The 23,340-nt window shown below is 71.8% G+C and carries 2 protein-coding genes; both read right to left on the reverse strand.

From position 1 onward, the window contains the following. The coding region (locus tag AB0C46_RS14495; RefSeq protein ID WP_362828143.1) for a type I polyketide synthase at positions 1 to 11,099 on the reverse strand (11,099 nt) is incomplete at its 3' end. Positions 11,100 to 11,191: 92 nt separating this feature from the next. Further along, complete coding sequence (locus AB0C46_RS14500) at positions 11,192 to 23,056, reverse strand: SDR family NAD(P)-dependent oxidoreductase (protein ID WP_362828144.1); 11,865 nt, start codon at positions 23,054 to 23,056, stop codon at positions 11,192 to 11,194. Between the last annotated feature and the right edge of the window lie 284 nt (positions 23,057 to 23,340).

Raw genomic sequence — 23,340 nt, forward strand, 5'->3', positions numbered from 1 at the left:
CCATCCCCACCCTCAACCAACAACCCCCACAACTCCTCCGGCGACCCCACCCCACCCGGGAACCGACAACTCATCGCCACAATCGCCACCGGCTCATCCGACAACGCCATGGCTGCCGGAGCCACGGTCCCCGCCTCAGTCGTCTCACCCCAGCCGGACAATTCAGCTGCCAAGTGGCGAGCCACCACCAGCGGGGACGGATGGTCGAAGACGAGAGTGGCGGGCAGCTGCAGTCCGGTGGCCGCATTCAGATGGTTCCGCAATTCCACGGCAGTGAGTGAGTCGATGCCGAGTCCCCGGAAATCGCGTGTGGGCTCGATCAGCTCGGGACCCGGGTGGCCAAGGACCAGCGCCGCTTGCGTGCAGACGAGTTCCAGGAGCGCTGCTTGCCGCTCGTCCTGCGACAAGGAGGAAAGCTGGGTCCGCAGGGCGTCCGACGGGTTCTTTTCAGCCGGGGAGGAGGCAGCCGTACGCCGAGCACTTGTCCCCAGAAGGCCTCGCAGCGGAGGAGGAAGGGCGTCCGCAGAATGCAGCCCTCGCAACATGGTGTGATTCAGCTGAACCGGGATGACCACAGGTACTGCGGTCTGCCGAGCGGCGTCGAATGCTTCCACACCCCGCTCCTCGGTGAACGGCGTGATCCCGCCGCGTGCCATACGCTGCAGGTCGGCTTCGCTCAATTCGCCCGTCATACCCGCGTCCGGAGCCCACACCCCCCACGCCAATGACTTCGTCGGCAAACCGGACCCGCTACGCCGGCAGGCAAAAGCATCCACAAACGCATTCGCCGCCGCATAGTTGGCCTGCCCGGCGCTGCCAAGCGTTCCCGCCACGGACGAGAACACCACAAACTCCGCCAGGTCCTCGTCCTGGGTCAGTTCGTCCAGGAGCATCAGCGCGTCCGCCTTCGGCGCGAGTACCTTGTCCAGTCGCTCCGGCGTCAGCGAGGACAGCATGCCGTCGTCCAGCACACCGGCCGTGTGCACGACCGCGGTGAGCGGGTGCTCCTTCGGCACGGAGTCCAGGAGCCCGCGCAGTGCCTCGCGGTCGGCGCTGTCGCAGGCGGCGACGGTGACCTCGGCGCCGAGAGCCGCCAGTTCCTCGCGCAGCGCGTCCACACCAGGTGCCTGCTCTCCGCGCCGGCTGGCCAGCAGGAGGTGGCGGATGCCGTGCTCGGCGGCCAGATGCCGGGCCACCAGCGCCCCCAGACCACCCGTACCACCCGTGACCAGGACCGTGCCCTGCGGATCGAGGGGAACCGGCATCGTCAGCACGACCTTGCCGACATGCCGGGCCTGGCTCAGATACCGGAACGCCTCCGGAGCCTTGCGCACATCCCACGCCGTCACCGGCAACGGCTCCAGCACACCCCGCTCGAAGAGGTCGAGGAGCGCAGCCAGCATCTCCCCGATCCGCTCAGGACCGGCCTCCCACAGGTCGAACGCCCGATACCTGACATCCGCATGCGCGGCCGCGACCTCCTGCGCATCCCGGACATCGGTCTTGCCCATCTCCAGGAAGCGACCGCCCCGCGGCAGCAACCGCAGCGAGGCATCCACGAACTCCCGCGCCAGGGAATCCAGCACCACATCCACACCCCGGCCCGCAGTCTCCGCCAGGAACGCCCGCTCGAAGTCCAGATCACGCGAGGACGCGATATGCGCCTCGTCCAGACCCGACCTGCGCAGCGTCTCCCACTTCCCCGGACTCGCCGTCCCGAACACCTCCGCACCCAGATGCCGCGCCAACTGCACCGCGGCCATGCCCACACCACCCGCGGCAGAGTGCACGAGCACCGACTCACCCGCCTGCACGTCGCCCAGCTCCACCAGCGCGTAATACGCCGTCAGGAACACCACCGGAACCGACGCCGCCTGCGCGAACGACCAACCCTCCGGAACCCGGATCACCATGCGCTCATCAGCCACCGCCACCGGACCGAACGCATACGGGAACAACCCCATCACCCGATCACCCGGAACAAACCCGGTCACACCCGGGCCCGTCTCCATGACCACCCCCGCACCCTCAAGGCCGAAGGCTCCCGCATCGCCGGGGTACATACCGAGAACATTCAGCACATCACGGAAGTTCACCCCGGCCGCCCGCACCGCGAGACGTACCTGGCCGGCTCCCAATTCACCCTTCGCCTCGGGGCGCTCCACCAGGCGCAAGCTCTCCGACCCACGCTCGTCGGGGTTGTCGAGACACCACGTGTCCTGCGACCCGTCCGGCATCGGCAGTTCGTCCCGCCGGATGTTCGAACTCAGCCTCGGCCGATAGGCCGTGCCCGTCCGCAGGGCGAGTTCGAGTTCTCCGGTGGCAAGGGCGGTCGGCAGTGCCGCCAGTGAGGCTTCTGTCCCGTCCACGTCCACAAGGACGAAGCGATCCGGGTGTTCCAGGCGTGCGGCTCGGACGAGGCCCCAGACCATGGCTTGCGCGGGCTCTGGCTGTGGCAGCTCCGCCGGGACGGCGTTCCGCGTCACCACCACGAGTCGTGCGGCGGAGTAGCGCTCGGAGTCCGTCCATTGCTGTATGCAGGACAGCGCCCGGTATGTTGCGGCCCGTGCGGCCGCAGGAGATCCGGCGGCTTCTTCGGTAGCTCCGTCGAGCCGCAGCACGATGTATGGGGGAAGGTCTTCGACGGGTGCAGAGTCGAGGTCAGGGAGATCAACGAACTCAACGGCTTCTGCGGTCGTCTCGGGCACCGGAACCCAGTCGACCCGGTACAGCGCGTCGGAGTGGGCAGTGCCTTGCCAGGGACGGCTGAACATCTCGGCGGACATCGGACGGCGGGTGAGGGAATCGATTTCCGCCACCGGCTGTCCTACAGCATCCGCCAGCTGCAGCGAAACGCCGCCGTCCGCACACGCGGAAATGCGTGCCCGGAGCACGGTGGCCCCTGCGGCATACAGCTTCACGCCCTGCCAGGAAAGCGGCAGCTGTCCGCGTACGGAATCCCCGTCCGGTTCGAGCGCCAGCGCGTGAAGGACGGTGTCCAGCAACACGGGGTGCAGGCCGAATGATGATGCCTCGGCAGCTTCGGGGATCTCCACCGAGGCGAAGAGGTCGGCGTCGCGCCGCCATACGGCTCGCAGGCCGCGGAAGGCAGGACCGTATTCGACCCCGGCGTCGGCGAACGCCTCGTACAGGCCGTCCATGGGGACAGGCTGCGCTCCTTCCGGAGGCCAGACGGCAAAGTCGAAGGTCTCCTGGTGACCGCCCGCTCCGAGCAGACCCGTGGCGTGCCGGATCCAGGGTTCTTCCTCGACACCGGTGCTCCCGATACGGCAGGAGTGGATGGTGAGTGCGCGGGCGCCGTGGAGGTCCGGCTCCTGAATGCGCATTTGCAGCTGGACGGTTTCCTGCGCCCGGAGCACCAAGGGGGCTTCGAGGGCCAGCGACTCGATGTGGTCGCAACCGGCCTGGCCCGCAGCGCGGAGCGCGAGTTCCAGGAAGGCCGTGCCGGGCACGAGAGTTGTCCCCTCGATGACGTGGTCCCTCAGCCACGGGTGGTTCTGCACGGAGAGCTGGCCGGTGAAGACGACGGTGTGGGAATCGGCGAGCGTCATGGTGGCTGCGAGCAGTGGGTGCTCGGCAGCTTGCAGTCCGGCCGATCCGAGATTTGTGGCATCGGTGTGGGCGAGCCTGAGCCAGTAACGCTGGTGCTGGAAGGCGTAGGTCGGCAGATCGACGTGGGGGGCGCTGGTGTCGGCGAAGAGTGTGGCCCACTGGACCGCGACACCGTGGGCGTAGGCGTGGCCGAGGGCGGTGAGGAGACCGGTCGCCTCGGGCCGGTCCTTGCGCAGGGCGGGCACGAGGAGGTGGTCGGATCCGGTCAGGCAGTCCTGTGCCATGGCGGTCAGGGTGCCGTCCGGTCCGATCTCCAGGAACCGGGTCACCTCATGCTCCTGCAACCACCGGATACCGTCGGCGAACCGGACGGCGTCACGGACATGCCGCACCCAGTAGTCGGGGGAGGTCAGGTTCTCCGCCGTGGCGAGCTCTCCGGTCACGTTGGAGACCACGGGGATACGGGGCTCCGCATACGCCACGCTCTCCGCGACGGCACGGAACTCGTCGAGCATCGGCTCCATCAGCGGCGAATGGAAGGCATGGCTCACCCGCAGCCGCTTCACCTTCCGACCCTCGGACTCGAAACGCCCAGCGACCTCCGTGACCGCGGACTCCTCACCGGCTACCACGCACGAGTGCGGGCCGTTCACCGCGGCAATACTCACCCGCTGCTCAAGCCCGTCCAGCAGCGGCAACACCTCGGATTCCGACGCCTGGAGCGACACCATCGCCCCACCCGCCGGCAACGCCTGCATCAACCGTCCACGCGCCGCCACCACACGACACACGTCCTCCAGCGAGAACACACCCGCCACATGCGCCGCCACCAACTCACCAACGGAGTGGCCCACCAAGTAGTCCGGCCGGACACCGAACGACTCCACCAACCGGAACAACGCCACCTCAACCGCAAACAACGCCGACTGAGTGAAACCCGTCAGGTTCAGCCTCTCCACATCCGCACCCGCACCCGCACCCGCACCGAACACCACATCCCGCAGCGGGGTTGCCAACTCACCATCGAAGTACGCGCACGCCTCATCAAAAGCGTCCGCGAAAACCGGGAAGGCCTCGTACAACTCCCGGCCCATCCCCAGCCGCTGCGCACCCTGCCCCGTGAACAGGAAAGCCAGGGCGCCTTCGGATGTGGCCATGCCCTTGGGGATGTTCCCCTGCGGTTCGCCCCGGCCGAGCGCGTTCAAGCCGTCGAGCAGCGATTCCCGGTCCTCGCCGAGCACGACGGCTCGGTGTTCGAACGCCGATCGGGTGGTGGCCAGCGACCGTCCCACGTCCCGCGGGCCCAGTTCGGGCCGGGCGTTCAGATGCGCCGACAACCGCTCGGCCTGCGCCCTCAGTGCCGCCTTGCTGCGTCCGGACAGTACCCAGGGCACGAGGGCCGGTCCGGACACCTGAGAGGGGGCATCCTGCGGTTCGCCCACCGGGGGCTGTTCGACCACCACATGGGCGTTGGTACCGCTCACACCGAAGGACGACACACCTGCCCGACGCGGCCGGTCGCCCTCCGGCCATGCCACGTCCTCGGTCAGCAGCCGTACTCTGCCCGCCGACCAGTCCACATGCGAGGACGGCTCATCCGCGTACAACGTCCGTGGCAGAACGCCGTGCTGGAGGGCCAGCACCATCTTGATGACTCCGGCCACGCCGGCTGCCACTTGGGTGTGCCCGATGTTCGACTTCACCGAGCCCAGCCACAACGGCCGGTCCTCGTCGCGGTCCTGACCGTACGTCGCGATCAGGGCCTGTGCCTCGATCGGGTCGCCGAGCGACGTACCGGTGCCATGCCCCTCGACCGCATCCACGTCCGAAGCCGAAAGACCCGCGCCGGCCAACGCCTGTCGGATCACCCGCTGCTGGGAGGGGCCGTTCGGCGCGGTCAGACCGTTTGACGCACCGTCCTGGTTCACCGCACTGCCACGCACCACGGCCAGCACCCGGTGGCCGTTCCGGCGGGCATCCGAGAGTCGCTCCACCACCAGGACGCCGGCGCCTTCACCCCAACTGGTGCCGTCCGCGGCCTCCGCGAACGCCTTGCAGCGAGCGTCCGCGGCGAGGCCGCGCTGCCTGCTGAACTCGATGAACGCCCCCGGAGTCGACATCACGGTGACACCGCCGGCGAGGGCGAGGTCGCAGTCGCCCGAGCTCAGGGACTGGACCGCCAGGTGCAAGGAGACCAGCGAGGACGAGCACGCCGTGTCCACCGTCACCGCGGGGCCCTCAAGACCCAGCGCATACGCCACGCGGCCCGAGACCACAGCGCCGGAGCTTCCCGTGAGCAAGTGGCCCCGGAGGTCGTCGGGCATATCGCCGTCACCTGACCCGTAGCCCTGGTAGCCGCAGCCCATGAAGAGACCGCTGCGGCTGCCTCGTAGTGACATCGGAGCGATTCCGGCCTGTTCGACGGCCTCCCAGGAGACCTCCAGCAACATCCGCTGCTGGGGGTCCATGGCCAGTGCCTCGCGTGGCGAGATGCCGAAGAATCCGGGGTCGAAATCGCCGGCGCTCCGGACGAATCCACCCTCGTGCACATAACTGGTGCCCGGGCAGCCGGAGTTGGGGTCGTAGAAGACGTCGGTCTTCCAGCCACGGTCCTCGGGGAAGGGCGTGATGGCGTCGCCGCCGTCGACGATCAGCTTCCAGAGGTCGTCGGGTGACCGTATGTCGCCGGGGTATCGGCAGCCCATTCCCACAATGGCGATCGGCTCCCCGTCGTCCTGTACGGGGGGCGCGAGTGCGGCCGTGTGCTGCTCCCCGAGGTCCCCCAGCAGTTCGGCTCGCAGATGACGCGCGAGTGCCAGCGGCGTCGGATGGTCGAAGACGAGCGTCGGGGACATCGGCAGTGCGACCGTCGCGGACAGGGTGTTGCGCAGGTCGACCGCAGTGAGGGAATCGATGCCGAGTTCCTGGAAGGTCCGTGCGGCCTCGACGGATTCGGGGCCCGGGTAGCCCAGCACGGTGGCGGTGGTCTGCCGCACCAGGCGGAGCAGGTGATGTTCCTGTTCAGCCGGGGTACGCAGGGGTGCGAGGAGGCTGCGGACGCCCTCGGGCCCGGCGTCCTGGCCGGAATTTTGGGCGGCTGCTTCGGGCAGCTTGCTGAAGAGCGCGCTGCGGCCCGCGGGGAACCGGGTCCAGTCGATATCGGCGATGACGAGGTGTGTCTCGTCGTTGCGGAGTGTCTGGTGCAAGGCGACGAGCGCGGTGTCCGGCTCCATGGGCGGCAGGCCCGCCCGGCTGAGTTTGGCACGCAGGGCGGGGTCGGCGGCCATCCCTTCGTGTGCCCAGGGGCCCCAGGCGATGCTGGTCGCCGGCAGACCCTCACCGCGCCGCTGCTGGGCAAGTGCGTCCAGGCACGCGTTGGCCGCCGCGTAGTTCGCCTGGCCGGCTGCGCCAAGAGCGCCGGCGATGGAGGAGAACAGCACAAACGCGGTCAGGTCGTGTGCGCGGGTCAGCTCGTGGAGGTTGACCGCGGCCTCGGTCTTGGGGCGGAGCACGGTGGCGAACCGTTCGGCGTCCATGCTGACGAGCGTGCCGTCGTCGAGGACGCCGGCGGTGTGGAAGACGCTGGTCAGCGGCTGGTCTTCGGGGACGGAGGCGAGAAGCTGCGCCAGCGCTTCGCGGTCGGCGGGGTCGCAGGCGGCGAGCGTGGCCCGGGTGCCGTGGGCGGCGAGGTCGGCGACGAGGTCCTGGGCTCCTGGGGCGTCGGGTCCTCGCCTGCTGATGAGCAGCAGATGTTCGGCGCCTTCCTGGGCCAGTTGGCGGGCGAGGGCGGAGCCGAGGGTGCCGGTGCCTCCGGTGATCAGGGTGGTGCCGGACGGGGCCCAGGCGGACCCGCGGGGTTGTTCTGGGCGGGCGGTCCGGATCAGCCTGCGGGCGAACAGGCCGGAGGCACGGATGGCGAACTCATTGCCGTTCTCGCTGTCGTGGCCGGGGGTGTCGAGCACCGCACACAGCCGGTCCAGGGCGCGGTCGTCGAGATGTTCCGGCAGGTCGACGAGGCCGGTCCAGTGGTCGAGGTGTTCGATGGCCGCGGTACGGCCGAGGCCCCAGAGGGTGGCCTGCGAAGGGGCGCTGAGCCGGTCGGAGCGGCCGGTGCTGACGGCGCCCCGGGTTGCGGTCCACAACCGGACGGGGGCGTCGGCGCGGAGGAGCGCCTGGACGAGCGCACCGGTCAGGACGAGGGCGGCGGGGGCCTCGGGGTGGTGGGGGTCGCGGACGGTGCCGAGACCGAGGAGGGAGAGGACGTTGATCTCGTCCGGGCCGCTGTCCTGGAGGCGAGTCTCCTCGATCCGTTGCGCGATGTGGTCGGGGCCGGCGTTCGGCGGCAGGCTCACGGTGGTGACGGTCGTGCCGCGCCCGGCCAGCGCAGTGGTGAGGGCGTCGGCGACGGGCTCATGGTGCTCCGGGTCCGTGGCGGGGACGACGAGCAGCCAGTGGGCCGGTGCGGTCGCGGCGGGGCGGTGGGTGACCGGCTCCCACTGCTCTGCGTACCGCCAGGACCGGGCGGTGGAGTGCTGTTGCCGGTCGCGGTGGAACGCCGCGAGTGCGGGGACGACCGGTTCGAGGAGGGAGTGTTCGAGGCGGAGGCTGTCGGCGAGTTCCGGCAGGTTCTGCTGCTCGACGGCGGTCCAGAAAGCGGAGTCGGCCGGCCGGCTGGCGGGGGCGTCCTCGGGGGCCGTGGCGTTGAGCCAGTAGCGGGTGCGTTGAAAGGCGTAGGTGGGCAGGTCGACCCGGCGCGCGCCGGGCAGCAGGGCGGCCCAGTCGAGGGGGGCACCGGAGGCGTGCAGCCTGCCGATCGCGGTGAGCAGGCTGGCGGCCTCGGGGGTGTCCTTGCGGAGGAGGGGGGTCAGCAGCCGGTCGCCGTCGGGCAGACAGGCCGCGGCCATCGCGGTCAGGGTGCCGTCGGGGCCGAGTTCGACGAGCCGGGTGACGTGGCGCTCGGCGAGGGCGCCCACGCCGTCGGCGAAGCGTACGCTCTGGCGGGCGTGGCGCACCCAGTAGTCGGGGCTGCACAGTTCGTCGGGCGTGGCGAGGCGGCCGGTGACATTGGAGACGAGGGGGATCTGCGGCTGCTGGTAGGTCAGGTCGCGGGCCGTGGCCCGCAGCTCTTCCAGCATGGGGTCCATGAGCGGTGAGTGGAAGGCATGGCTGACCCGCAGTCGGGAGACCTTGCGCCGCAGGTCCCGGAAGTGGTCGGCGATGGTGTCCACGGTTGCTTCGTCGCCTGCGATGACGGTGGCTTCGGGGCCGTTGACCGCCGCGATGCTCACTCGGTCACCGGTGGCGGCCAGCAGCGGCAGCACCTCGGCCTCGGCTGCCTGGAGGGAGGCCATGGCGCCGCCGGGCGGGAGGGACTGCATCAGCCGTCCGCGGGCCGCCACCAGTCGGCAGGCGTCCTCAAGGGACAGCACTGCGGCGGTGTGCGCGGCCGCGAGTTCGCCGATCGAGTGGCCCATCAGGAAGTCGGGCTTGACACCCCACGAGGTGAGGAGCCGGAAGAGGGCCACTTCGAAGGCGAAGAGCGCAGGCTGGGTCTGGCCGGTCCGGTCCAGCGCAGCCGCGTCGTCGCCGAAGACGGTGGCGCGCAGCGGCCGGTCGAGTTCTGTGTCGAGGTGCGCGCAGACGGTGTCGAAGGCGTCCTTGAAGGCGGGGAACGCCTCGTACAGCTCACGGCCCATGCCGAGGCGCTGTGCGCCCTGGCCGGTGAACAGGAACGCGGTCTTGCCGCGTACGGGTGAGCCGGTGACCACCTCTGCGGCGGCAGGGCCGTCCTCGGCCAGTGCGGTCAGCCGGCTCCGCAGCTCGGCCAGGTCCGTGCCGAGGACCACCGCGCGGTGTTCGAAGGCCGACCGGCTGGTGGCGAGGGAGTAGGCCAGATCGTGCGGGTCCACGTCGGTGTGGGTGTCCAGGTGCGCCAGCAGCCGGCCGGCTTGTGCCCGTAGCGCGTCCGCACTGCGGGCGGAGAGCACCCACGGGATGTGCGGGAGGCGTGCTGGGGGGCGGTGGGACGCGGCGGCTTCAGTGGCCTGTTCCCGGTCTTCCGGGGTCTGCTCGCGGTCCTGCGGGGCCTGTTCCCGGTCTTCCGGGATCTGCTCGCGGTCCTGCGGGGTCTGCTCCCGGTCTACCGCGGCCTGTTCGCGGTCCTGCGGGGCCTGTTCCAGGATGGTGTGGGCGTTGGTGCCACTGATACTGAACGAGGAGACGGCGGCGCGGCGCGGCCGTGCGCCGTCCGGCCAGGCCACGGGCTCGGTCAGCAGCCGGACGCGGCCCGCCGACCAGTCCACGTGAGTGGACGGCCGGGTGGTGTGCAGGCTCTGCGGCAGGACGCCGTGCCGCAGGGCGAGCACCATCTTGATCACGCCTGCCACGCCGGCGGCCGCCTGGGTGTGACCGATGTTGGACTTCACCGAACCCAGCCACAACGGCCGGTCGGCCGGGCGGTCCTGGCCGTAGGCGGCCAGCAGCGCCTGTGCCTCGATCGGGTCGCCCAGCGTCGTACCGGTGCCATGTGCCTCGACGGCGTCCACGTCGGCGGCGGACAGCCCGGCGCCGGCGAGTGCAGAGCGGATCACCCGTTGCTGAGCGGGCCCGTTGGGGGCGGTGAGGCCGTTGGAAGCGCCGTCCTGGTTGAGGGCGCTGCCGCGTACCAGGGCCAGCACGGGATGGCCGTTGCGCCGGGCGTCGGAGAGCCGTTCGACGAGCAGCATCCCGGCGCCTTCGCCCCAGCCCGTTCCGTCGGCGTCGTCGGAGAACGGCTTGCACCGGCCGTCACGGGCGAGTGCACCCTGCCGGCCGAACTCGACGAAGGCGGCGGGGGTGGACATGATCGCGACGCCGCCCGCAAGGGCGAGATCGCATTCGCCGGACCGGAGGGACTGCGCGGCGAGGTGCAGGGTGACCAGCGAGGAGGAGCAGGCGGTGTCCACGGTGACGGCGGGGCCTTCGAGGCCCAGAGCGTAGGCGACCCGGCCCGAGACGACGCTGCCCGTGGTGCCGGTGAGGATGTGCCCCTCGACGCCCTCGGGGATGTTGCCGCGCAGGCCGGAGCCGTACTCCTGATTGCTGCATCCGGCGAAGACCGCTGTCCTGCTGCCGCGCAGCGTCTTCGGGTCGATCCCCGCCCTTTCCAGTGCCTCCCAGGACACCTCCAGGAGCAGCCGCTGCTGCGGGTCGGTGGCCAGTGCCTCGCGCGGGCTCATCCCGAAGAACTGCGGATCGAAGGCGTCAGCGGTGTGGACGAAGCCGCCGCGGGTGGTCGCCCCATCGAGGGCGCTCGGGTCCCAGCCCCGGTCGGTGGGGAACTCCGACAGCGCGTCGACGCCCCCGGCAAGCAGCTGCCAGTACTCCTCGGGTGTCTGCACATCTCCGGGGAAGCGACAGCTCATGGCGACGATGGCGAGGGGTTCCCCCGCTGCATCGACCAGTTGCTGGTTCTGCTTGCGCAGCCGGTCGTTCTCCCGCAGCGAGGCCCGGAGGGCTTCGACGATCTGATCCGCGGACGTGGCCATGTGTCAGCTCTCCATCATTCCGGCTTCGTCGGGTGTGGCTTCGTCAGGACGGCGGTGCTGCTCAGCCGTCGGCTTCGTCAGGACGACGGTGCTCAGCCGTCGGCTTCGCCGAAGGCGAGGCGCACCAGGTCGTCGACTTCCATGCTTTCGATGGCGGCGGGAGCGGCGTCGGCCCCGAGTTCGCGGTCCGCATGCGCGGTCGCTGGCTCCGCCAGTGCCAGCAGAGCATCGAGGAGCCCGGCCGCCCGCAGGCGTTCGAGGGGGATGGCGGCCAGCGCCTGCCGTACCCCTGCTTCGTCCTCCGGGTCGGGGGCTTCCCCCACGGGCAGACCGGGGACGAGTGTCGTGCAGAGATGTTCGGCGAGGGCCAGCGGCGTGGGGTGGTCGAAGACGAGGGTGGCGGGCAGCAGTGCTCCGGTCGCGGTGCCGAGCCGGTTGCGCAGCTCCACTGCGGTCAGCGAGTCAAAACCGAGATCCCTGAACGACTGCTGGTCACCGACCTCGGCCGCGGAGGCATGGCCGAGTACGGCGGCGATCTGGGTGCACACCACGTCGAGCACGGCATGGTGTGCCTCGTCGCGGTTCAGCGTGGCGAGCGTACGGGTCAGTGTCTCGGCCGAGTCCGCTCCGGCCGGTCCCGCCGGGTCCGCGGCCGCCGTCCGGCGGGGCGTGGTCGGCAGCAGTCCGCTCAGCAGCGGTGGGACGGGCCCGCCCGAGGCCAGGGCACGGGGATCGACCAGCATCGGCAGCAGGGCCGCCTCGGGCCGGCCGAGTGCCGCGTCGTAGAGGGCGAGTCCGCGGTCGGGGGGCAGGGCGGGCAGTCCCGCGCGTGCCATGCGTTGCCGATCGGCTTCGGTGAGTCCGCTGGTCATGCCCGTCGTCCGGGACCACGGTCCCCAGGCGAGCGAGGTGGCGGGCAGCCCGGCGGCCCGGCGCTCGGCGGCGAAGGTGTCGCAGAAGGCGTTGGCGGCGGCGTAGTTGGCCTGGCCGGGAGCGCCGAAGACGCCGGCCGTCGAGGAGAAGATGAGGAACGCGGCCAGGTCCTCGTCCCGGGTCAGTTCGTCCAGGAGCATCAGCGCGTCCGCCTTCGGCGCGAGTACCTTGTCCAGTCGCTCCGGCGTCAGCGAGGACAGCATGCCGTCGTCCAGCACACCGGCCGTGTGCACGACCGCGGTGAGCGGGTGCTCCTTCGGCACGGAGTCCAGCAGTGTGCGCAGTGCCTCGCGGTCGGCGCTGTCGCACGCGGCGACGGTGACCTCGGCGCCGAGGGCGGCGAGTTCGTCGCGCAGTGCGTCCACACCAGGTGCCTGCTCTCCGCGCCGGCTGGCCAGCAGGAGGTGGCGGATGCCGTGCTCGGCGGCCAGATGCCGGGCCACCAGTGCGCCCAGACCACCCGTACCACCCGTGACCAGGACCGTGCCCTGCGGATCGAGGGGAACCGGCACGGTCAGCACGACCTTGCCGACATGCCGGGCCTGGCTCAGATACCGGAACGCCTCCGGAGCCTTGCGCACATCCCACGCCGTCACCGGCAACGGCTCCAGCACACCCTCGTCGAACAGCGCACGGACCTGCGCAAACATCTCCCTGATCCGGTCCGGGCCCGCCTCGATCAGATCGAACGCCTGATACTGCACACCCTCGTGCGCGGCAGCCACCTGTGCGGGTTCACGGATGTCGGTCTTGCCCATCTCCAGGAAGCGACCGCCCCGCGGCAGCAACCGCAGCGAGGCATCCACGAACTCCCGCGCCAGGGAATCCAGCACCACATCCACACCCCGGCCCGCAGTCTCCGCCAGGAACGCCCCCTCGAAGTCCAGATCACGCGAGGACGCGATATGCGCCTCGTCCAGACCCGAACTGCGCAGCGTCCCCCACTTCCCCGGACTCGCCGTCCCGAACACCTCCGCACCCAGATGCCGCGCCAACTGCACCGCAGCCATCCCCACACCACCCGCGGCAGAGTGCACGAGCACCGACTCACCCGCCTGCACCTCGCCCAGCTCCACCAGCGCGTAATACGCCGTCAGGAACACCACCGGAACCGACGCCGCCTGCGCGAACGACCAACCCTCCGGAACCCGGATCACCATGCGCTCATCAGCCACCGCCACCGGACCGAACGCATACGGGAACAACCCCATCACCCGATCACCCGGAACAAGACCGGTCACACCCGGGCCCGTCTCCATGACCACCCCCGCACCCTCAAGGCCGAAGGCTCCCGCATCGCCGGGGTACATACCGAGAACATTCAGCACATCACGGAAGTTCACCCCGGCCGCCCGCACCGCGAGACGCACTTCGCCTTGTTCCAGCGGGCGCGCGGCGTCGTCGTGGGGCAGCAGGGCAAGGTGGTCGAGGGTGCCCTTGCCGGTCATGCCGAGCCGCCAGCAGGTGCCGTCGGTGGGTTCGCGCAGTGCAGTGCCGTCGTGGACCGGGGCGACCTTCGGCAGGTGCACGGTGCCCCCGCGGAGGGCGAATTGGGGCTCGTTCGCGGCCAGCGCCGCGGGCAGCGCGGCGTAGGAGGTGTCCTGGCCGTCGAGGTCGGCGAGGACGAACCGGCCGGGGTGCTCGGACTGCGCCGAGCGCACCAGGCCCCAGATCGGGGCGGCCGCCGCATCGTGGCGGGTGGTGCCGGGGGCATCGACGGCTCCCCGGGTGACGAAAGCGAGCCGGGCCGCGGCAGGTGCTTCCGCCAGCCAGGCCTGGACCAGTGCCAGTGCGCCGGTCGCCGCCTCGTGCGGTTCGACGGCGGGGAGTTCCACGAGGGTGGTGCCGCACGCCTCTTGGAGGCCGTCGGGGCTGGTCAGCCGGGCGAGGGGCAGGCCCGCGTCGGCCAGACCGGCGGCGAGGTGCGCACTGTCCAGAACGAGGAGGCGGGCCGGCTCCTCGGGGGGTGTCGCGGACACGGGGGCCACGGGAGCCACGGGCCAGTCGAGGTGGTAGAGGGGGCCGGAGGACCGTGCGGAGAGCGCTACCCGGTCGGTGGAGAACTCGCGCAGCGTCAGCGCCTCGATGTCGGCGACGGGCCGGCCGTCGGCGTCGGCAAGGGTGAGGGACACGGTGTCGGGTGCGGACAGGTCGAGGCGGACCCGCAGCTGCGTCGCCCCGGTGGCGTGGATCTGCACTCCACGCCAGGAGAAGGGCAGTCGTCCGCTGTCGGTGTCCCCCGTCGGCAGGTATGCAGTCGCGTGCAGGGCAGCATCGAGCAGCGCCGGGTGCAGGGCGAAGCGGTCCGCGTCCTGGTGTGCCATCCGGGGCAGGGTCACTTCGGCGTGTACCTGGTCGCCGTCGCGCCAGGCGGCGTGCAGTCCTTGGAAGAGTGGTCCGTAGCCGAACCCGCCCGCGCTCAGCTGCTCATAGATGTCCTCGACCGGCAGCGGCTCGGAGCCGGGCGGCGGCCATGCCGACGGGGTGGGTGCCGTGGGCTCCGGGTGGACGGCGGTGAGGGTGCCGGTGGCGTGCAGTGTCCAGGGCTCGCCGGGAGCCGGGTCGGCACGGCGCGCATGGACGGTGAACGGCCGGTGGCCCTGCCCGTCGTCGGCGTGCCCGTCGTCGGCGCCGAGGACCGCCTGGAGGTCCACCGCGTCCTCCTCGGGCAGGACGAGCGGGCTGACCAGGGTCAGGTCCGCCACCCGGGGGCAGCCTGCCCGGTCGCCGGCCAGAACGGCGAGTTCCACGAAGGCCGTACCGGGGACGACCGCGGTGCCCCCGAGCGCGTGGTCGGCGAGCCACGGCTGGTCCGATACCGAGAGCCGGCCGGTGAACAGGTGGCTGCCGTCGGCGAGTTCGACGGCAGCGCTCAGCAGTGGGTGGTCGGCCGGGCCGATTCCCACGGTGGCGAGGGGGCGGGGAGTCGGCCAGTAGCGCTGGCGCTGGAAGGGGTACGTAGGCAGGTCGCCGACGGCCGCACGGCCCGGGTGGGCGTTGGCGACGGCGGACCAGTCGAGGTCCGCGCCGTGGACATGGGCACGGGCGAGGCCGTCGAGCAGCGAGCGGGACTCGGCTGTCCGGTCGCGGAGGAGCGGGATGACCGCCGTGCCGGTGGAGCCCGGGGGCAGGCAGCCGGCTGCCATGGCGGAGAGGGTGCCGTCGGGGCCGAGTTCGACAAAGCGCTGTACGCCCTGCTCCGCGAGCCCGCGGACGCCGTCGTGGAACCGGACGGCCTGCCGGACCTGACGCACCCAGTAGTCGGGGCGGTCCAGTTCGGTGGCGACCTCGCCGGTCAGGTTGGACACGACGGGGAGGCGCGGCGGGTGATAGGTGAGCGTCTCGGCGACGGTGCGGAACTCGGCCAGCATCGGGTCCATGTGCGGTGAGTGGAACGCATGGCTGACCTGGAGCTGCTTGGTCCTGCGGCCGTCGGCGGCGAGCCGTTCGGCGAGCCGGGTCACGGCGGGACGGTCACCGGAGAGCACGACGGAGTCGGGGCCGTTGACCGCGGCGAGACACACCTGCTGGTCGAGCCCGTCGAGCAGCGGCAGCACCTCGGCCTCCGTCGCCTGGAGCGCGACCATGGCCCCGTTCTCCGGGAGTGCCTGCATGAGCCGGCCGCGGGCGGCGACAAGGGCACAGGCGTCGGCCAGGGAGAACACCCCGGCGATCTGCGCGGCGGTCACCTCGCCGATGGAGTGGCCCAGCAGATAGTCGGCGCGCAGGCCGGCGCTCTCGGTGAGGCGGTGGAGCGCGGTCTCCATGGCGAACAGTGCGGGCTGGGTGTATTCGGTCCGGTGGAGCAGTCCGTCGGTGTCGTGGAACATGACGTCGCGCAGCGGGCGGTCGAGATGCTCGGCGAAGTGTGCGCAGATCTCGTCGAGGGCGTGGGCGAACACCGGGAAGGTGCGGTGCAGTTCACGGCCCATGCCGGGGCGCTGGGCGCCCTGTCCGGTGAGCAGGAAGGCGGTGCGTGCGCCGGGATGGGCCACGCCGTCGTGGGCCCCGGTTTCCGTCTTGTGGCCGGAGGCCAGCCCCTCCAGGGCGGACAGCAGGGTGACGCGGTCGGTGCCGTGGGCGACCGCGCGGTGCTCGAAGGACGCGCGGGTGGTGGCCAGGGCGTGGCCGACGGCTGCGGCGGGCAGGTCGGGGTGGTGTTCGGCGTGCGTGTGCAGGGCCCTGGCCAGGTCGCGGAGCGCTTCGGGGCTGCGGGCGGACAGCGGCCAGACGACGGGCAGCGGGGTGGTGTTGGGGGCCTGTTGTGTGTCCGGTGGTGTGTCCGGCGTCGACTGCGTGCCGTCCGCGGGTGCGGTGGGCCCGTCCGGTTCCGGGGTGGCCTGTTCGAGGATGAGGTGGGCGTTGGTGCCGCTGAAGCCGAAGGAGGAGACCGCGGCTCTGCGGGGGCGGCCGTGCTCGGGCCAGGTGGCGGGGGCGGCCAGCAGTTCCACGGCGCCTTCCGTCCAGTCCACATGGGACGAGGGCGCGTCGATGTGCAGCGTTTGCGGCAGCAGGCCGTGGCGCATGGCCTGCACCATTTTGATCACTCCGGCCGCCCCGGCCGCGGCCTGGGTGTGCCCGATGTTCGACTTCACCGACCCCAGCCGGAGCGGCCGGTCCTCGGTGCGTTCCTGGCCGTAGGTGGCGAGGAGGGCCTGTGCCTCGATCGGGTCGCCGAGGGTGGTGCCGGTGCCATGTGCTTCGACGGCGTCGACCTCACCGGCCGTGAGCCGGGCGTCGGCGAGCGCGGCCCTGATCACCCGTTGCTGGGAGGGGCCGTTGGGCGCGGTGAGGCCATTGCTCGCGCCGTCGGAGTTGATGGCGCTGCCGCGGACGACGGCCAGCACCGGGTGCCCGTTGCGCCGGGCGTCGGACAGCCGCTCGACCAGCAGCATGCCCGCACCCTCGCCCCAGCCGGTGCCATCGGCTCCGTCGGCGAACGCCTTGCAGCGGCCGTCGGCGGACAGCCCGCGCTGGCGGCTGAACTCCAGGAACGCGGCGGGGGTCGACATCACGGTCACGCCGCCCGCCAGGGCGAGCGAGCACTCCCCCGACTGGAGGGCACGGACGGCCCAGTGCAGGGCGACGAGAGAGGAGGAGCATGCCGTGTCCACGGTGACGGCCGGACCTTCGAGGCCGAAGGAGTAGGCGATCCGGCCGGAGACCACGCTCGCCGCGTTGCCCGTTCCCAGGTATCCGCCCACGGACTCGGTGGCGTTGCCCAGGACGGTGGTGTAGTCCTGACCGTTGGTGCCGGCGAAGATGCCCGTACGGCTGCCGCGCAGGGACAGCGGGTCGATACCGGCCCGCTCGAACGCCTCCCAGCAGACCTCCAGCAGGATCCGCTGCTGCGGGTCCATGGCCAGGGCCTCGCGGGGCGAGATGCCGAAGAATCCGGCGTCGAAGCGGTCGGCGCCGGTGAGGAAGCCGCCCCGGCGGGTGTATGTGGTCCCCTCGTGCTCCGGGTCGGGGTCGTACAGCGCCGCCGTGTCCCAGCCGCGGTCGTCGGGGAACTCTCCGATGGCGTCGCCGCCGGCGGCCAGGAGTTCCCAGAACGCTTCCGGTGTCCGGATACCGCCCGGGAAGCGGCAGCTCATGGCCACGATCGCGACGGGCTCACCGGCCGTCGCGGCGTCGGCCCCGGAAGCCTGGAACTCCTGTCCGGTGCCGAGCAGTTCCGCGAGCAGGTAGGTGGCGACCGCCGCGGGTGTGGGGTGGTCGAAGACCAGGGTGGCCGACAGCCGGAGTCCGGTGCGGCGGCCGAGCGCATTGCGCAGTTCGAGGGAGGTCAGGGAGTCGAGGCCGAGGTCCCCGAAGGCACGGTCCGTGTCGACCCGGCCCGCTGAGCTGTGACCGAGGACGGCGGCTATCTCGGTGCGTACGAGGTCGAGAATCTGTGCGTGACGCTCTTCCGGTGCCAGGGCGGCCAGTGCCTGGGCCGCCGGGAACCCGGGGCCGGTGCCTGCTCCGGCCGCCGGGGCCGCGGTCCGCTTGGCGGGCCGGCCGGCGAGTTCCCGGAGCAGGGGGGCGACCGCCGGGCCGCTCCGGCGGATCGCCGCGAGGTCGAGCGGTACCGGGAGCGTGACGGCCCGGTCCTGGGCCAGGCAGCGGTCGAACAGGGCGAGCGCCGCCTCGGTGGACAGCGTGCCGACGCCGCCGCGGTCCATCCGCCGCCGGTCCGTCTCGTCCAGGCGGGCGCTCATCCCGCTGTGCTCCGCCCACAGTCCCCAGCCGAGCGCCATGGCCGGGCGGCCCTCGGCGCGGCGCCGGTGGGCAAGCGCTTCCAGGAAGGCGTTGCCGGCTGCGTAGTTGCCCTGTCCGGGGCCGCCGAAGGTGGCGGCGGCCGAGGAGAACAGCACGAAGGCCGACAGATCGAGGTCCCGGGTGAGCCGGTCGAGGTTGACCGCGGCATCGGCCTTGGGGCGCAGGACGGTGGCGATCCGCTCAGGGGTGAGGGAGGAGATCACCCCGTCGTCGAGTACGCCGGCGGCATGCACGACCGCGCCCAGGGGGTGTGCTTCGGGGAGGGTGGCCAGCAGGTCGGCCAGGGCCGCGCGGTCGGCGACATCGCAGGCGGCGAGGGTCACCCGGGCGCCGAGCCCGCGAAGCTCCGTGGCCAGCTGTACGGAGCCGGGCGCGTCCGCACCGCGTCGGCCGACGAGCAGCAGATGCCGTACGCCGTGCCCGGTCACCAGGTGTCGGGTCACAGCGGCGCCCACGGTTCCGGTGGCTCCGGTCACGAGAACGGTGCGGAACGAGTCGAAGCGGGCTCCGGCAGCGGATTCCGTGCGCGGGGTGTCCCGGGAGGGCCGGGGAAGCCGGATGAGACGAGGGGCCAGGGCGCGCTCGGCGCGGACCGCGAGCTGCGTCTCCCCGGAGCGTACTGCCGCGCTGACCGCTGCGGCGGGCAGGTCGTCGCCATCGGTGTCCACCAGCAGGAACCGGTCGGGGTTCTCCGACTGTGCGGAGCGCACCAGGCCCGCTACCGCGGCGGCGGGCAGGTCCGTGACGGTCTCGTCCGGAGTGGTGGCGACAGCGCCCCGGGTGAGGAAGACCAGCCGTGCGCCGGCCAGGCCCGGCCGGGCGAGCCAGCTCTGGAGCAGCTCCAGAGCCTTCCCGGCCGGGGCATGGGAGGTGTCGGCCGGTTCGCCGGATTCCGCGGTCCGCCAGGGGACGACGACGAGGTCGGGGGCGTCGGCACCCTGCTCCACGGCCGTGGCGAGCGCGTCCAGTTCGGTGGGGAGCGCGGGCGCTTCCGTGCCGGTCCCGGGGCTCTCCTCGCCGAGTACGGCGATCCGGTGGGGCGGCTGCTGCGGGGAGGGCGGGCGCAGCTCGGTCCACTCGACGGTGAAGACAGCGTCGCGGCCGGAGGGTGTCTGCGGCAGTGCGACCTCGGCGGCGGGGACCGGTGTGACGGAGCCGAACGAGGCGACGGGCTGGCCGAGTTCGTCGGTGAGGTGGATGTCCAGGCCGCCGTCGGCGACGGGCGCGATGCGGGCGCGCACCGATTCCGCAGCCACCGCGTGCACCACGCCGTCACGCCAGGAGACGGCGACGGCGTCGGAGTGCCCCGCGGCCGGGAGCGCCTGGAGCACCGCGTCCAGCAGGGCCGGGTGCAGGGCGAACCGGGCCGCGTCGCCGCGGTACGCCTCGGGCAGCGCGGCCTCGGCGAACACCGTGTCACCGTGCCGCCATACGCGGCGCAGCCCGTCGGACGGCAGGCCGTGCGGGGACGTGCCGCTTTCCTGAGCCCCGTGGAAGGTGTCCGGATCCAAGGGCCGGGCGTCGGCGGGAGGCCAGATGCGGAGGTCGTGTTCGGGGCGCTGCGGCGGCTCGGGGGCGAGCACGCCGTGGGCGTGCCGGGTCCACGGTGTCTCCTCGTCCCGCCGGTCGGCGGGGCGGGCGTGCACCGTGAGGGTCCGCTGTTCGTTCGGTTCCGCGGCGGCGCCGAGCACCACCTGGATCTCGACGGCGGCCTGCTCGGGCAGGACGAGGGGGGCGTCCACGGTGAGTTCGGCGAGGTGCTCACAGCCGACGACCGCGCCGAGGTGCATCGCGAGGTCGGCATAGGCGCTCGTGGGGAGCACGGCACAGCCGTCGACCGCCCGGTCGGCAAGCCACGGGTGCGCGGAGGGTGCGAGGCGTCCGGTGCAGACGACGGCGCCGCGGTCGGCCAGCGTGATGGCGGTCGGGAGCAGCGGGTGTTCGCCCTTGCGGTGCGCCGGGGCCGCCTCGGGCGCCAGCCAGTAGCGCTCGCGCTGAAAGGCGTAGGTGGGCAGTTCGACGTGGTCGGCGCCGGGGAAGAGGCGGTTCCAGTCGGGGCCGGCGCCGCGGGTGTGGAGTGCGCTCAGGGCGGTGAGGACGCTGTGGGGCTCGGCACGGTCCTTGCGCAGGGCGGGTACGAGAAGGTGACCGGTGTCCGCGTCGAGGCAGCCCTGGGCCAGGGCGGTGAGGGTGGTGTCGGGGCCGATTTCGAGGAAACGGGTGACCCCGCGCCGATCCAGTGCCCGGATGCCGTCCGCGAACCGTACGGCTTCCCGTACGTGCCGTACCCAGTATTCGGCGGTCGCCAGGTCGGTGGCCGGCTCTCCGGTCACGTTGGAGATGACCGGGATGCGTGGCTGATGGAACGTCAGATCTGCGGCCACAGCGCGGAATTCGGCGAGCATGGGCGTCATCAGCGGAGAGTGGAAGGCGTGGCTCACCCGGAGTCGTTTCGCCTTGCCGCCCTGCTGCTCGAAGCGCCGGACGAGTGGTGCGAGCGCCTCCTCATCCCCGGCCACGACAGTCGTCCGGGGCCCGTTGACGGCGGCGATGCTGAGCCGTTCACCGGCGTCGGCCAGCAGCGGCAGCACCTCGGCCTCGGCGGCCCGGAGGGAGAACATCGCGCCGCCGGCCGGAAGCGCCTGCATCAGGCGCCCGCGGGCGGCCACCAGCCGGCAGGCGTCCGGCAGTGAGAGAACGCCTGCGGCGTGCGCGGCGGCCAGTTCCCCGATGGAGTGGCCCAGCAGGAAGTCGGGGGCGAGGCCCCAGGATTCGATGAGCCGGAAGAGCGCCACCTCGAAGGCGAACAAGGCGGGCTGGGTGAAGCCGGTCCGGTCCAGCGCTGCCGCGTCCTGGCCGAAGACGATGTCCCCGAGCGGCTGCGCCGACGCCGGGTCGAGGTGGGCACAGATCTCGTCGAAGGCCTCCGCGAAGACGGGGAACGCCTCATGGAGTTCACGGCCCATCCCGAGCCGCTGGGCTCCTTGGCCCGCGAAAAGGAACGCCGTCTTGCCACGGCCGGCGGTTCCGCGGACGGCCGCGGTGTCGTCGCCCTGTGCGAACCGGCCGAGGCGCTGCAGCAGTTCCGCACGGTCCCCGCCCAGCAGCACCGCGCGTTCCTCGAAGGCGGTACGGGTGACGGCCAGCGAAGCACCGATGTCCGCGGCGCCGACCGTCGAGGGCAACTCTTGTACGTGGGCGTGCAGTTGGTCCGCTTGGGCCCTGAGGGCCGGTTCACTGCGGGCGGAGAGCACCCAGGGCACCGCCGGAAGCGGCGCCTCGGGCCGCGGCGCCTCGGCGGTCTGCTCCCCGGGGGACTCGTCCTCCCCGGGCTCCGCCGCGTGGGGGCCGGTGGCCTGTGGTGCGGTTCCGGCGGGCGGGGCCTGTTCGAGCACGGCGTGCGCGTTCGTCCCGCTGACCCCGAAGGCCGAGACCCCGGCGCGCCGCGGGCGGTCCTCACCGTCCGGCCAGTCCACGGCGTCGTTGAGCAGCCGGACGTCGCCTTCGCTCCATTCGACGCGGGTGGCCGGCCGCTCGGCGTGCAGGGTGCGGGGCAGCACACCGTGCTGCATCGCCTGCACCATCTTGATGACTCCGGCGACCCCGGCCGCGGCCTGGGTGTGGCCGATGTTGGACTTCACCGTGCCGAGCCACAGCGGGCGGCCGGCTTCCCGTTCCTGGCCATAGGTGGCCAGCAGCGCCTGCGCCTCGATGGGGTCGCCGAGGGGGGTCCCGGTGCCGTGTGCCTCCACGGCGTCCACGTCGGAGGCAGCAAGGCCCGCGGCGGTGAGCGCAGCGCGGATGACCCGCTGCTGGGACGGTCCGTTGGGGGCGGTCAGCCCGCTGCTCGCCCCGTCCTGGTTCACGGCGGTGCCCCGCACGAGACCGAGGACCCGATGGCCGTTGCGGCGGGCGTCGGAGAGCCGTTCGAGCAGCAGCATGCCGACGCCCTCGCCCCAGCCGGTGCCGTCGGAGTCGTCGGAGAACGCCTTGCAGCGACCGTCGGCGGACAGCCCGCGCTGGCGGCTGAACTCCAGGAAGGTGACGGGGGTGGACATCACCGTCACACCGCCGGCGAGCGCGAGGGAGCACTCTCCCTGGCGCAGTGCGGTGCAGGCCAGATGCAGGGCGACCAGGGAGGAGGAGCAGGCCGTGTCGACGGTGACCGCCGGGCCTTCGAGGCCGAAGGTGTAGGCGACCCGGCCGGAAGCGATGCTCGCGGCGCTGCCGTTGCCCACATGTCCTTCGAGGCCGGCGGGCGGCTCGGTGAACCGCGAGCCGTAGTCGTTGTACATGACGCCGACGAAGACGCCGGTGGGGCTGCCCTTGAGGGTCTGCCGTCGCAGACCGGCCCGTTCGAAGGCCTCCCAGGACGTTTCGAGGAGGAGGCGCTGCTGCGGGTCGGTCGCCAGTGCCTCGCGGGGCGACATGGCGAAGAAGTCCGGGTCGAAGTCGGCGGCGTCGTGGAGGAAGCCGCCCTCCCGGGTGTAGCAGGTGCCCGGGTTGGCGGGGTCCGGGTGGTAGAGGGAGTCCACGTTCCAGCCGCGGTCCTCCGGGAAGGGCGTGATGCCGTCGGTGCCGTCGGCGACCAGCTGCCAGAGGTCCTCCGGCGAGCGCACCCCGCCGGGGTAGCGGCAGCTCATGGCCACGATCGCGATGGGCTCGCGGTCACGGGCCTCCATCTCACGCAGCCGTTTCCCGGTCCGGTGGAGATCCGCCGTCACTCGTTTCAAGTAATCGCGGAGCTTTCCCTCGCTCACAGTTCAGCTCCCTTCCCCGGGCCGCTCGGCGGACCGGCGGCGCCTGCCTCATATCGGTCGGCCATGACGCTGGTTTTTCTCTACTCGCTGATCACATTCTGTGGGCGCCGACCGGCCGATCTGAGCGCTGGCCAGGGACTCTAAGAGAACCCCTAGGACGTGCCCGGCCTGCCGCGACGAGCCCTCCCAGGAGTCCGCCGCCACCCGGCCGGCGCCGCGCACGAAGGGACTGCGGTCCGCAGCCGGCGGTCCCGGATTTCTGGGAACGCACCGGCTCCGGCGGC

Source organism: Streptomyces sp. NPDC048637 (assembly GCF_040650675.1).
GTDB lineage: Bacteria > Actinomycetota > Actinomycetes > Streptomycetales > Streptomycetaceae > Streptomyces.